The sequence below is a fragment of the Kribbella sp. CA-247076 genome (assembly GCF_050942445.1).
Taxonomy (GTDB): Bacteria; Actinomycetota; Actinomycetes; order Propionibacteriales; family Kribbellaceae; genus Kribbella.
Window position 1 is genome coordinate 4,159,320 of record NZ_CP192051.1, and the last position, 12,739, is coordinate 4,172,058.

At 67.1% G+C, this 12,739-nt stretch carries 13 protein-coding genes and 1 tRNA gene; 8 read left to right on the forward strand and 6 right to left on the reverse strand.

Going from position 1 to position 12,739, the window contains the following annotated elements; genetic code table 11:
* Nucleotides 1–22: 22 nt before the first annotated feature.
* Both ACQPYZ_RS19700 and ACQPYZ_RS19705 read left to right on the forward strand, forming a co-directional pair.
* Nucleotides 23–964: an aldo/keto reductase gene (locus ACQPYZ_RS19700; RefSeq protein WP_433157840.1), complete on the forward strand. Its 942-nt coding sequence runs from the start codon at nt 23–25 to the stop codon at nt 962–964.
* A gap of 19 nt (nt 965–983) precedes the next feature.
* Nucleotides 984–1,169: a DUF5703 family protein gene (locus tag ACQPYZ_RS19705; RefSeq protein WP_130448421.1), complete on the forward strand. Its 186-nt coding sequence runs from the start codon at nt 984–986 to the stop codon at nt 1,167–1,169.
* On the opposite strand, the gene ACQPYZ_RS19710 is transcribed toward ACQPYZ_RS19705, so the two are convergent.
* Nucleotides 1,103–2,365, reverse strand: coding sequence for an MFS transporter (locus tag ACQPYZ_RS19710; protein ID WP_433157842.1), 1,263 nt, complete (start codon nt 2,363–2,365; stop codon nt 1,103–1,105). The two genes, ACQPYZ_RS19705 and ACQPYZ_RS19710, sit on opposite strands and share 67 nt — an antisense overlap.
* Nucleotides 2,366–2,438: 73 nt before the next feature.
* Between ACQPYZ_RS19710 and ACQPYZ_RS19715 the strand changes: the two genes are divergently transcribed.
* A complete protein-coding gene (locus ACQPYZ_RS19715; RefSeq protein ID WP_433157844.1) occupies nt 2,439–3,299 on the forward strand; it encodes a LysR family transcriptional regulator in 861 nt (286 codons plus the stop codon).
* 41 nt (nt 3,300–3,340) lie between these two features.
* Nucleotides 3,341–3,610, forward strand: a complete 270-nt coding sequence (locus ACQPYZ_RS19720; RefSeq protein WP_433157846.1) for a DUF1876 domain-containing protein — start codon at nt 3,341–3,343, stop codon at nt 3,608–3,610.
* 16 nt (nt 3,611–3,626) lie between these two features.
* Here the strand turns inward: ACQPYZ_RS19720 and ACQPYZ_RS19725 are convergent, their stop codons facing one another.
* Nucleotides 3,627–4,958, reverse strand: a complete 1,332-nt coding sequence (locus ACQPYZ_RS19725) for a M20/M25/M40 family metallo-hydrolase (protein WP_433157849.1) — start codon at nt 4,956–4,958, stop codon at nt 3,627–3,629.
* Nucleotides 4,959–5,092: 134 nt separating this feature from the next.
* On the opposite strand from ACQPYZ_RS19725, the gene ACQPYZ_RS19730 reads away from it, so the two are divergent.
* Nucleotides 5,093–5,178, forward strand: a tRNA-Leu gene (locus ACQPYZ_RS19730).
* Nucleotides 5,179–5,356: 178 nt separating this feature from the next.
* Here ACQPYZ_RS19730 and ACQPYZ_RS19735 read toward each other — a convergent pair.
* The 3 genes from ACQPYZ_RS19735 to ACQPYZ_RS19745 all read right to left on the reverse strand — a co-directional run bounded on the left by ACQPYZ_RS19735 (nt 5,357) and on the right by ACQPYZ_RS19745 (nt 8,223).
* Nucleotides 5,357–5,782: a hypothetical protein gene (locus tag ACQPYZ_RS19735; protein ID WP_433157852.1), complete on the reverse strand. Its 426-nt coding sequence runs from the start codon at nt 5,780–5,782 to the stop codon at nt 5,357–5,359.
* 653 nt (nt 5,783–6,435) lie between these two features.
* Nucleotides 6,436–7,602 carry a hypothetical protein gene (locus ACQPYZ_RS19740; RefSeq protein WP_433157855.1) on the reverse strand — a complete coding sequence of 389 codons (1,167 nt, stop codon included), beginning with the start codon at nt 7,600–7,602 and terminating at the stop codon, nt 6,436–6,438.
* 96 nt (nt 7,603–7,698) lie between these two features.
* Complete coding sequence (locus ACQPYZ_RS19745; RefSeq protein WP_433157858.1) at nt 7,699–8,223, reverse strand: transposase; 525 nt, start codon at nt 8,221–8,223, stop codon at nt 7,699–7,701.
* A 933-nt stretch (nt 8,224–9,156) separates the two neighbouring features.
* Between ACQPYZ_RS19745 and ACQPYZ_RS19750 the strand changes: the two genes are divergently transcribed.
* Nucleotides 9,157–9,810: an AfsR/SARP family transcriptional regulator gene (locus tag ACQPYZ_RS19750; RefSeq protein WP_433157861.1), complete on the forward strand. Its 654-nt coding sequence runs from the start codon at nt 9,157–9,159 to the stop codon at nt 9,808–9,810.
* Nucleotides 9,811–9,846: 36 nt separating this feature from the next.
* On the opposite strand, the gene ACQPYZ_RS19755 is transcribed toward ACQPYZ_RS19750, so the two are convergent.
* Nucleotides 9,847–10,767 carry a hypothetical protein gene (locus ACQPYZ_RS19755; protein WP_433157863.1) on the reverse strand — a complete coding sequence of 307 codons (921 nt, stop codon included), beginning with the start codon at nt 10,765–10,767 and terminating at the stop codon, nt 9,847–9,849.
* A 118-nt stretch (nt 10,768–10,885) separates the two neighbouring features.
* Here ACQPYZ_RS19755 and ACQPYZ_RS19760 point away from each other — a divergent pair, with 118 nt between their 5' ends.
* A complete protein-coding gene (locus tag ACQPYZ_RS19760) occupies nt 10,886–11,494 on the forward strand; it encodes a DUF4255 domain-containing protein (RefSeq protein ID WP_433157865.1) in 609 nt (202 codons plus the stop codon).
* Nucleotides 11,491–12,435: a hypothetical protein gene (locus ACQPYZ_RS19765; RefSeq protein WP_433157867.1), complete on the forward strand. Its 945-nt coding sequence runs from the start codon at nt 11,491–11,493 to the stop codon at nt 12,433–12,435. The genes ACQPYZ_RS19760 and ACQPYZ_RS19765 overlap by 4 nt, the downstream gene beginning before the upstream one ends.
* The last annotated feature ends 304 nt before the right edge of the window (nt 12,436–12,739 follow it).

Here is a 12,739-nt window from a genome sequence, read left to right on the forward strand (position 1 = left end):
TGGCGGCCAATAGGCTCGGCTCATGCAGCAGCGCTATCTCGGTCACAGTGGACTGGCGGTGAGCCGTCTCGGCCTCGGCACCATGTCCTGGGGGCGGGACACCGACGAGCACGAGGCGCGCGAGCAACTGGCGGCGTTCGTGGCCGCCGGCGGGACGCTGATCGACACGGCGGCGGCGTACGGCGACGGTGACAGCGAGCGACTGATCGGATCGCTGCTCGGCGACGTGGTCGAGCGCGACGACCTGGTGATCGCGACCAAGGCCGGGTTCAGCGTCCGCCGCGGTGAGCGGATCACCGACACTTCCCGCGGGGCCCTGCTGCGCGACCTGGAGGGCTCGCTGCGCCGGCTGAACATCGACCACATCGATCTCTGGCAGCTGCACACCTGGTCCGACGACGTGCCGCTGGAGGAAACGCTCTCCGCGCTCGACCACGCGGTCAACTCCGGCAAGGTGCGGTACGTCGGCATCTCGAACTACGCGGGCTGGAAGTCGGCCCGGGCGGTCACCTGGCAGCAGGCGTGGCCCGGCCGCGCGGTCCCGGTGTCCAACCAGGTGGAGTACTCGCTGCTCGCCCGGGACGCCGAGGCGGACGCGATCCGGGCGGCCGGCGGGCTGGGGATCGGCGTCCTCGCCTGGTCGCCGCTTGGCCGGGGTGTGTTGACTGGGAAGTACCGCACCGGGATCCCGGCGGACTCCCGGGCGGCGTCCCAGCATCTGTCCAGATTCGTCGACCCCTACCTGGACGGCCGCGGGTCGGGCATCGTGGAGGCAGTCGCGCGGGCCGCGGACGGGCTCGGCTGGACACCGCTCGAGGTGGCGCTCACCTGGGTGCGGGACCGGCCGGGGGTGTCGGCGGCGATTGTCGGGGCCCGGACGGCGATGCAGCTGAAGTCGGTCCTGGGTGTGGAGGAGCTCACCCTCCCGCCCGCGATCGTGGCAGCGCTGGAGGACGTGTCGTAGAGCAGGACCGGAGGTGCGGATGGCCGAATACGAGCTGCAGCAGTTCGAGGTGTCCAGGACGGAGTCGCGCGGTGCGGTCCGCCGGCTCCTGACCGAGCACGCCGAGTACGGCGGCTGGGAGCTGGCCCGCCTCCGCCGCTACCCCGACGGCACCCGCCGGGTCTGGCTCCGCCGCCGCATCATCCGCGTCATGCGCACCCTGTGACCGACGCGGTCCCGTAGGTCGGCAGCCTGGCGTCGCGACCGGTGCGCATTCATCAAGACTGCTAGGGCGACGGCGGTCGTGAGCAGGCCGGCGCCGACCAAGGTGGTCTCGGCTCCGGCGGTGGCGATGATCGGCCCACCGGCCAGCAGCCCGGCCGAGCTCCCGGCGTTGACGACGACCGTCTGGCCGGAGAGCAACGCTCGCCGTTCCGGGCCGCTCGAGGTCCTGGTGATCAGCACTGAGATGGCCGCGATCCCGAGGACTACGCTGACGCCCGCCAGTGCCCCCATCAGCGCGATGAGCGGCGGATGCGTCCACAGGCCCATCGCCGCCCAGCACAAGCCCATGACCGCCCAGGCCAGCCCGACCAGGAGCACCGGCGGCGACCGGCGTACGACGGCCAGCGAAATGGCCGTGCCGATCACCGAGCCCACGCCGTACCCGGTCATCCCGGCGGCGAGGTAGACGCCAGGCTCGCCGCGCTGCGCGCCGATCACCGACAGGCCGAGCGTGAACGCGAACCAGGTGACACAGCCGGTCCCCCGCATGATCCAGCCGTAGAGCACCTCGGGCCGCTGACGCAGGCTCGCGCGGATCGACGGGGTCGAGATGCGTTCGGGCGGCCGGTCTGCCTTGACGCCGACCGCCAGGAGTCCAGCTGACAGGACGGAGACCGCCTCAACCCACAGCAGGCCGTTGGTGAAACCTGTCGCCACCGCGAACGCCCCGACGACCGGGCCGACCATCATGCCGATCCTGCGCAGGCCGTCCTGCCAGGTGAGCAGTACGACGGCCTTCCCCTCACCCCATCGGTCTCCGGTGTCGGCCAGCAGTGCTGACCGGCCGGGGGTCGCGAGTGCCTCACCACAGCCGAGCAGCAGGCCGCTGACGGCCAGCAACTCGACAGTCAACAGCCCCAGTTCCACCGCCGCCGGCACTAGCGCGAGCGCCAGCGCCTGTACGCCGGCGACCACCGCGAGCCGCGGACCCGAGTCAACCCACTGGCGCGCCTTCCTGGCCCACCATGGCGAGAGCAGTACCGGTATGCCGGACGCACCGCCGACCAGTCCGGTCGCCGCGACCGATCCGGTCTCGTGCAGGATGACGAGCGGCAACGCAACCTGTGCGATCCGGAACGCCAGGTCCGCCGCGCTCCCGCCTGCCAGCAGCGCGAATGCCTCGCGTCGAGCACTCATGCCTTTGATTCTTAGAGATATGAAGTGGGCCAGGTAGGCAGCGAGAGCTCGGCGGCCGTCATAGGCTGCACCTATGGCTTCATTACCCGCGGTCGAGGACCTCCGCCTCGTGCAGGCGATCAGCCGGACGGGTTCGGTCGGCACCGCCGCCCGCGAGCTGCGCATCTCGCAACCGTCGGCGTCCCAACGACTGGCCCGGCTCGAGCGGATGTGCGGGGCCAAGCTGTTCGAGCGCGACACCCGCGGCGCCCGCCCGACACCCGCCGGGGCCGAGCTCAGCCGCCGGGCCGACCAGATCCTCAGCCACCTCGAGGAGGTGTACGACGCCGCCCGCGCGGCCGCCGCCGGCCACCGGCTCGTGATCGGCACGTTCGCCAGCCTGGCGCCGGTCCTCTTTCCCGTCCTCGACGCGGCGCTGCCCGACCTGGACATCCAGCAGCAGGTGGACCACGGCCACTTCCTGGTCGAGCGGATCGCCCAAGGCACCATGGATGCCGCGTTCATCGCCATCGCCGACCAGATGGCGCTTCCCCGCGGCACCATCGCCCGCCGGGTCGGCCGTGATGAGCTCGTGCTGTTCGTCCCAGCGGGCGCCGCGCCGCCCGGCCGCGGCAAGCAGCCGCTGAAGGACCGCCCGATCCCGTTCTCCACCTACGACCGTGGCGCCGAGGAGATCCACGCCCGGCTGGTCGCACTCGGCGCCGTCCCACGCCGGGGCGTGACGCTCGGGACCACGGTCGGCATGGCACGCCGCCGTACTCAGTTGGCCCTGGTGCCGCACAGCGCGCTCGCCACCGAGCTCCGCCCCGGCGAACGCCTGGTCCCGGCCCCCTTCCGCTACCGGCTCACGCTCTCGCTCGTCACCAGCCCGACGCCGCCCAAGCCGCTCGTCCGGCACCTCCCGAACCTCCGAGCCACCCTCAACCTCTTGTGAGCGGGGCCTCCGCGGGACGACGCTGGTCGGGGGTGAGTCCGATGACAGTACGGCACTGGACGGTCGACATCGAGATCGACGAGCAGGAAGGCGAGCGGACCACGCACGCCGAGGCCCGGTTGCGGACCGACGGAGAACAGTTGGCCGGCCGCGGTACGGCGTACCGGCACCCGCACGACGTCGAAGTACCGCAGATCGGCGACGAGCTCGCGGCCGCGCGGGCGCTGTCGGAGCTGTCCCACCGGCTGGTGCTCGCGGCGGCCCAGGACATCGAGGAGATCACCCACCGGCCGCCGCGGCTGAAGCGCTGACCTGTACCTCGGCCGGCTACACCTCGTCGAAGAAGCGGTCGAGGACGCGGGAGCCGAACTCGAGGGACGCGGTCGGCACGCGTTCGTCGATGCCGTGGAACATGCCCATGAAGTCCAGGTCCGGCGGCAGCTGCAACGGGACGAACCCGAAGCAGCGGACGCCGAGGCGGCTCCACGACTTGGCGTCCGTACCGCCCGACATCAGCAGCGGCGCCGTCCGGCTCTGCGGGTCCTCGGCCGCCAGGCACGCCTTCATCGCTTCGACCAGGCCACCGCTGAACTCGGTCTCCAGCGCGATGTCCTCGACCACGGCCTCGCGCTGCACCTTGTCGCCGATCAGCTCGTCGATGGTGGCGAAGAACTCGTCCTCGTACCCGGGCAGGAACCGGCCGTCGACGTGCGCCTCGGCGTCGCCCGGGATCACGTTCACCTTGTAGCCGGCGTTCAGCATCGTCGGGTTCGCCGTGTTCCGGATGGTGGCGCCGAACATCCGGCTGAAGCTGCCCAGCTTGGCCAGCGTCGCGGTCATGTCGTCGGGGTCCAGCTCGACCTCGAGCACGTCCTCCAGCGTCTTCAGGAACTCCCGCACCGTCGGGGTCAGCCGTAGCGGCCACTCGTGCCCGCCGATCCGGGTGACCGCCTCGACCAGGTTCGTGACCGCGTTGTCGTTGTTGATCATCGAACCGTGGCCCGCCGTACCCCGGGCCTTGAGCCGCATCCAGCTCATGCCCTTCTCCGCGGTCTCGATCAGGTACAGCCGCAGGTCGTCCTTCACCGTCACCGAGAACCCGCCGACCTCGCCGATCCCCTCGGTGCAGTCCGCGACCGTGTCCGGGTGGTTGGCGACCAGCCACTGGGCGCCGTACACCCCACCGGCCTCCTCGTCCGCGGTGAACACCAGCCGGACCGGCCGCCGCGGCTTCACCCCGGCCCGCTGCCGCGCCCGGACCACCGACAGCACCATCGCGTCGAAGTCCTTCATGTCGACCGCGCCCCGGCCCCACACGCACCCGTCGAAGATCTCGCCGGCGAACGGGTCCACCTTCCAGTCCTTCGGGTCCGCCGGTACGACGTCGAGGTGCCCGTGGACGAGCAACGGGTCCGCATCCTGGTCCTCGCCGTCCCAGTGGGCGACCAACGTCGCCCGGCCCGGCTCCGACTCGTAGATCGTCGACTCGATCCCGACCTCGTCCAGCTTCGCCGCGACGTACTCCGCCGCGACCCGCTCACCGTTGCTCTTGCCGTTGCCGTAGTTCGTGGTGTCGATCCGGATCAGCTCACTGCAGAGCTCCACCACCTCGGCGTCCGGGGTGTACGACGTACGCTCACTGGAGGTCGGAGTAGTCATGCCGCCATCCTCCCCCACCCCACCGACCAGATCACCCCCAGGCCGCCCACGACCCTCCGAGCCCCGATGTGAATTCCACCCATGGTCTTTGCTACTGTTCTCCGGTCAGCACCGCTCACCGGTGCGGACCACTCGTCCGGGTGGCGGAATAGGCAGACGCGCTAGCTTGAGGTGCTAGTGCCCTTCGCGGGGCGTGGGGGTTCAAGTCCCCCCTCGGACACACACTATCCACACGCGGGCAGGCGTGACTGAGACTTCAGCCACCCGCGCGTTCGATGGTCGTATTTGACTGTCAGACGCAGCGCCTCGTACAACTCAGCCAGGTCGTCGCGGTTCACCCGATCGAGCGCACGAACGACATCGGCCAGGTGGTCCCGACCGCTCGGATCTCCTTCGCGTCAGCCGTTTCGGGCCTCGATGGACGCCACGCCCGCCTCCGCCACACGCTTCTCCGCCGCTGCCGCGTTATACTGACTGGTCAGCTCGGTCGGATCCCACCCCGCGTCCAAAGCGCGGCGAAGCCGCACCATCGCTCCCTCTGCTGCGGCGATCCTCTGCCCGAACTCCGCCTCGGCACGCTTCTCGGGGCTGCTTTCATTGGCCGCGATCGCCAACGCGTCAACGGTGGCATCGACGTGCCCAGGACTGAAGAGCGTCGCGATCCAATCATTGAGCTTGCTGCTGAGTTGATCTTCCCGCAGACACACCGTCGGCGGATGGTTCGTGACGGCGCTCGATCCCGGGCAGGCGTGCGTGCGGCACAGCGACAGAACGCAGTGTTCCAGCGCATCGCGCCCTCCATCTTGCGACCGCAGATAGTGCATCGAACGCGACCTCTGAACAGGTAGATGTGGGGCGTGCGAACCCGCGTCCGCTCGCGCGATGTCTGCTCGCGGCCGTCGCACCACGTCGAGCTCGGATCTCCAACTGGTCTCGGGTGAAGTCGTTCACCGGCACGATTGCCGGATGGGCCGGCTCGCGGGATCGAACGACCTCGATGTCGGTGATTTGCGAAACCGCACTATAGGTCCCGCGGCCACATCGTCAGGGTCGAGCAGCTCCTCGACCTTCTGGCAACGCGGGTAGATCGCGAAGCCCGTGTAGTGAGGATCTTTTTAGGATCGCGCAAACGGTGGATCCCTGCCACCCATGACCGCGGCGATGGGGATCCTGACCTGGCGAATGCCCCGACGGACACAGATCGCGAGGGTCAATGGACTCGATCGGGGTGGGCTGAAGCACCCAGTACCTACGGGTCAGGATCACGCGATCGATTTCCGAGGGGTCCAGGTAGGAGCGCATCACGCGAGCCGAGTTGTCTACGCCGGCTTGGAATGCCGCCTGCGGCCGAGCCGAGTAACGCGGGCCATCGGCGCGATCGACTTGGTGAGTCGTAGGAGAGCGCGGCGCCGCATGGTAATCCAGTGTGGGACGTGGCGAGGCGAGTGCTGAAACGGCGTTCTGGCTCGCAAGCGACTTAGCCTTCGCTCCGCTTCGGGGCCTGCCGCAAGACAATGTCGGGGATGAAACGCTCGCTGAAGCCCGCGGCGTAAGCGATCACTCCTGCGATTGCAACGCTGTTGTCCGTACCGGCCTGCAGTGCGTCCGGTCCCAGGAGTCCAGCCCGCATGAACCAAGCCGCAACGCCGCCGAACAGTGAACCAATGACGACCCGCATCAGCCCGCGCTGCATAGCTGGGTTAGACCAAATTCGCCACCCATGTCGTGTTGATTCGACATCCATGTCGACCTTCGACGACGTGATGCGAAGCAGAACACTGGACACGGCTCCGGCGGCCCCGAGCAGGTGGCCCAGGGTGACGAGGCCCTCCATGTCCGTGGGCAGCTTCACGTTTTGGTTCTCCAGCCCCTTGAAGGCCACCAGGTTGACAGCGATCATGACGGCAAGAGCGCCGACCCCCAGCAGCATGCCGAAGACGTAGTGGGATACGGTTCGTCGCTGGGCGCACCGGTGGTAGACACCTTCGGCATCCTTATGCAGCTGCCGCGTGGCAGCCACCATGTCTGTTGGCTCCGGATCACGTTTGAGCATGCCGCCAACCACCGAAGGCTCGCTGGCTTCATCGTCATAGCTGCGAATACATTGCTGGAGGGCCAACCGAACCAGACGATGACAGAAGGCGCTATCTTCAGGGTCAGTGAAGTGCGACGCGCGCAGGTAGAGTGCCGCCAACGCCGAAAGCTCGGCATTTCGTTGCGCGAACTCTTCGTGGGGCGGCATATTGACCACGACCTCACGCCAAGCGTTCCACTTCTGCTCACTGCTGTGCGGCAGTATCCGCCAGTGCTTTTGTGATGGGTAGTCGTACGGCGGCCGAGCCGGCGTCACTTCCGCAATCGCCGCGGTCGTGCAATCGCTGAAGCAAACGAAATGGATGGCATAAAACTTCTCCCTGAAGGCCGCGAAGCACTCTTCGTATCTTTGCCCAGGACCCGCATCTGCCTCCTTATCATGCCGAGCGATCGCCAGGTCATGCAGGTAGGGCGGCTCTCCCCGATGACGGGCCCGTGCCTCCGTCTTAGCTCGCTGCTGCCGTCGTCTCCTCCCGAACTGCCACCACGCGGGCAGAGAGCCAGTTGTCGATGGCAGATCTCGAAGTTCATCGCTCGCTTGATTGAACATTTCTCCCCCTTGCTTTGCAGCTCTTGTCACCCAATCACAACGTTTTCAGGTCTCGCCGTGCAGATATAATTGAACCGAGCGGCGGACGGTCTCACTTTACCTTGATGCCAAGGACGCCACATTTATTCGCACCGACCCCGGCGACGCCGACATTTTGGCCAGGTTGTAGCGAATGGCTGAGAACTTCCGCTCGATCCCCAGATCCCGCGCGACATCGGAAATGAACCTCCCGACTTCTACCACCACCTGCACAGCCTCAGCCTTGAACTGCGGGCTGAACCGGCGACGCTTCTCAGCCATGAGAGCAAATCCTCTCAAGCAAGAGGACCTGTCCAACAACCTTGGTACACCCCAGCGTTCGGCGGCATCGATCAATGTCGCCCTGAAATCCCGCGCACACACCTTAGCCAACTGTTCACCTAAGCCTGCGACTACCCATTCGCTTCCTTTTACGTCGCGATCGGAAGGGTCGACGGATTCGGTGCGATGGGCTGCCGCGCCAGCAATTCCCTTGCCGAGGGCGGTCTGTGTCGCCAGGACCGCCACATTCAGAGCCGTGCCCCAATAGAATTTCGCCGCATCGAAAACCGCGCCAGCCGCGATCGACGCAGCCAGGGACACCAAGCAGGTCTTCGCAGGCCGGACGACGAGATCGAGCCAGAAGCTAAATCCGTGAGTCTCAGAAGATATTGCAGTGCCGTCAGAACGATGGCTGAGACGGCGCCACTGGCGGCGAGTGTCAAATGCGTAATTCCATGGTAGATCCCCGACTGACGCCGACGCTCCCCCAGCAAGTAGAGTCGCAAAAACAGCTGCCCGGCCGACCAGCCCGTCCGCTCCAGGAAATCGCACAGCACAGCCCGCCATTTCTGCGAGTTCCACTCCATCGTCCGCTCCCCTTCAAGGAGAATCCACGCCTGGACACGGCCCGCCTTTCTGTAATCTACAGACACGCTGTCACCAAGACGTCACCGAAGCGAGGCGCCATTCTTCGCGGTGACCAAGCGCTTATGCGTTGCCCGTTGCCCGATCTGACTCCGTCGCCAAGAAGTTTCACACGACTCGTTCCGAACGAGGACTATTTCCCCGTGTAGAGGCCGATCCGGGTCGCAACTTCTCGGCATGTCCAGGTATCGATCAATGTAAGGAGCAGCCTGGGGCACGGGCTGGGGGTCCTTGGCTCCTGATCGGACACGCCGAGATCATCCGAAAGGCAGAGCCATCATGACGGGCCGATCGATCAACTTATTGGGGAATGCACCGCGTGCTCGACGCCTATCGCTGAAGCATTTGATGCGCAGCCGGGTCATGCATGCTGCCGGTCTTGAAGCTGGCAATGGCGTCTTCCAGGTGACAGCGCGGTGACGCCGAAATTCTAGACTGGTCACACGTAGACAGGGGGTTCCTGTGACTGCTTACGTATCTCCAAGGGGGCTGGTGCCGGTTCGGGAGGGAGCCGGCGCGCTCGGGGCCCTGCTCCACGACTCCAACAGCGGATCACAACTGTGTCTGCTCGGCGGGCCGTTCGTCGTCAGAGGCAATCGGCGTATTGGCGTGCCGGAGGGAAGTAAGCGGTTGCTCGCGTTCATCGCGCTGCACGAAGGCAGAGTCGACCGCCGGCTCGCCGCGGGGACCCTGTGGCCCCTCGGCCACGACGACCGTGCCGCCGGCAACCTGCGCTCGTCGTTGTGGCGCCTCAAGGGCGCCGGGATCGACGTACTGCGCGCCGACAAGTGCGCGCTTTGGCTCGATCCGACGACCTCGGTGGACGTCAGCACCATCGACAACTGGGCGCAGAGGGTGATCGACGGGCACGCTTCGGCCGACGAGCTACGACTCCCGCGCTGGGGGGGAGACGCCCTGGACCTGCTGCCCGGCTGGTACGACGACTGGGTTATCTTCGAGCGGGAACGACTCCGCCAGCGGGTGCTGCACGCGTTCGAGGCGCTGAGTCGCCAACTCGTCCGAACCCGCAGGTACGCGCACGCCATCGAAGTCGCCCTCGAGGCGGTTCGGGTCGAGCCCCTGCGGCAGAGCGCTCATCGAGCGTTGGTCGAGGCACACCTTGCCGAGGGCAACCTTGTCGAGGCACGCCGGATTCACCTCGACTACTGGCGCCTAGTTCGGCGCGAGCTGGGCGTCGACCCCGATCCGAACCTCGCCGTACTGGTCGGATTGCCGAAGGCGCAGATCCCGGCAGCGGATTGATGGGCTGTGTCCTAGGTCAGGCCACGGCCCAACCGGTTAGGGCACGGCGTTGGACGACTGGTCCTCGTGCTGGCCGCAGCCGCAACCAGGCTCGTGAGTACTTGGATCCGACGGCGTGGCCGGCTTGCACTTCTCGTATTCGCACAGGACGTCCTCGACGATGTCCTTGCGCTTGCGTTCGCACTCGGCCTTCCGTGAACGCTCCTGGCAGTCGAGCCGGGCCTTGCGGCCTTCGAGCTCGATAACGGCCAGCCACGCGGCGTTGCTGTATTGCATCGCCTTGCACAGCCGGTTCACATACGCGTTCACCGAGTCGAAGCCACCGAAGAGACTATTGCCGTCCGACCTGAGCCTGAGGACCAGGTATCGCACGTACAGCCGGACCAGCACGTCCTTGTCGACCGCTTCGCCGACCTCGCGGACCAGCTTCGCAACATCGTCCTTGAGCGACTTGATGTCGGTCGGGATGGATTTCAGCAGCTCGGTGAGGCTTGTGAAGCACGCCTGGTTGCTGGCTGCGATCTGCCGATACTTGTCGATCAGGCCAGCCAGGCTGCTCGACGTCTCGTCCGTACTCGGCGCGGGCGGATCCGGGCACTCGCAATCGGCGCAAGGACCGGCCGTCTGGCTGCAATCATCGATCGCCTTCTGCACCTTCTGGTACGACTCGTACAGGCACCTGCGGTCGTCCTTGCTGAGCTTGCACAATGACTGCCGGACCGTTTCGAGGTCCTCCCGCGCCTTCTCCACGTCCACCTTCGCGTCGGCGCGGGCTTTCGGGTACGCGGCGCGGGCGGAGTCGAACGTCTCCTGGTACTTGTCGAGGGCCTTCGCCGACTCCTCCGCGACCTCGGCCTGTCGCTTGTACATCTCGGTGCTGCAAGCCAGCCCACCGGAGTCGCACCCGGCGCAGTTGCCGGTGGTCTGCGGTGTGTCAGTCTCGGTTTCGGTACCCATCGTCTCCTCCTTCGTCGACCTCTCCGGCGAGTCTGACGATGCGTTGTCACGGGGCCGTCGCCCTCGCATAGCAGCGTCCGCGACGCGGTGGTGACGGGCGCCTCCGAGCATGGCTTCCATGGCCGGCTACAAGGCGCTGGCCGCGCTGGGCCTCAGCGTGGTCGAGATTCTCAACTCCGGGTTCCGCAGCGAGCGCCCGGCGCCGCTGCGTTGCCCGACGGCCGTACTTGCCGGCACCACGGATTTCGATCAGGTCAACAGCAGTCCGTCCGCGGTGATCCGGTTCCCCGCGGTCTCCGTGTACTGCTACCGGCTGAGCGTCGACCGTGAGACCAGACCCGGCTGGTCCGCTGTAGCCGCGGGCGACGGGATTCCCCGTGTGCCCCTGCGCATGCACCTGATGGTCTCGGCGTGGGACCAGATCGTCGAGAACGAGCTGGAATGGCTGGGGCTGACCGCTCGGATTCTCGAGGCGAACAGCCTGCTGACCGGCCCACAACTCGATCCCGCCGGTGACTGGGATCCCGGCGACATGGTCCAGATCGTGCCGGACGAACTCGCGCTCGACTCGATGAGCGAGGCGTTCCAGGCGTTGACCACCGACTATCGCCTGTGCCTTCCGTACGTCGCGCGCGTGATCGTCATCGATGCGGACGGAGCCCCGCCGTCCGAGCGGGTCACCACCATCGGCAACCACATCGATGTGACGGGCAGGCGACCGTCGTGACCGAACCGCTGCTCGGCACCATCGACACCCCGCTGGGCCGTACCACCGCCGCGCACCGCCTCGCACTCGCCGTCGTTCCGGTTGACGCGGTGACGCGCCATCCCACGCCACCAGGAGTCCGCGTCGGGCGTGAAACGAAACGATCGTCGTCCCCGTATCGGCCACATCGACCCAGCCTGGAACAGCAGCACGGTGCGATCCCGGTGCCGGGCGCGCCGGCGTACGTCCTGCTGCACGACCGGACGATCCCACCACAGCCACCCCAGTCGCCGACCGATCCGCCTCCGCTACCTCCGCCAACGGTCTCGCTCCGGATCACCGATCAAGCCGGTCGGTTCGTACCGCGACGCTTCTCCGTACCGATCTGGACCCTCGGCGAGGTCCGCGGCGTGGATGCGGACACACCCGTCGGAGCGTTCGTCCCGGCGTTGAGCAGAAGCATTCGCCCGTGGTTGCTCCCCGGGGCGGCGTACGGCGTGCCCGGAGGTGCGACCGGTGCGCGGATGCGCATCGTCCGCGACGGCCAACCGGTCAGGTGGGCGCGGGTCGAACTGTTCGACGGGGCCGGCGGCCGCCTGGGCTGGGGGCACGGCGACGACCGCGGTGAGGTTCTCGTTCTGCTCAACAGGCTGGGCAACGCGATCGCGTCCGGACCGGTCGACGTCGCCATCCGAGTCCACGTTCCACCGCCTGACAAGAAGCCGACCGACGACGAGACGTCCGATCCGCTGTGGGACCTCGAACCGGAACGGCTCCCCCGCGAACCCGTGCCACCCGCGCAGCCTGCCGACCGGAGTCCGCCGCCACCTCCTGTTCCGGCCGACGTCACCATCGGCGTCGCGGTACCAGACGGCTACCTGACATCCGCAGCGGACGAGGTGCGATCCATCAGCCCCGGCCGGATCGCCGCGCTTGCTGACATCACGTACACCCCGAAATGACCCAGGAGGTCGACTATGCCCGAGTATCTGACTCCCGGCGTCTACGTCGAGGAGACCAGCTTCCGATCGCGTTCGATCGAGGGCGTTCCGACAAGTACGTTCGGCATGGTCGGCGTGACCCAGTACGGTCCCGTCCGGCATCTCGCGAACCGCATCCAGATGGCTACGGGCCCGGTGCTCGTGACAAGCCTGACGGAGTACGAGCGTATCTTCGGCGGACTGGGCGTCGGGACTGACCCCTGCCGGCTGGCGCTCGCGGCTCGGGCGTTCTTCGGCAACGGTGGGCGACGCCTCTACGTGCAGC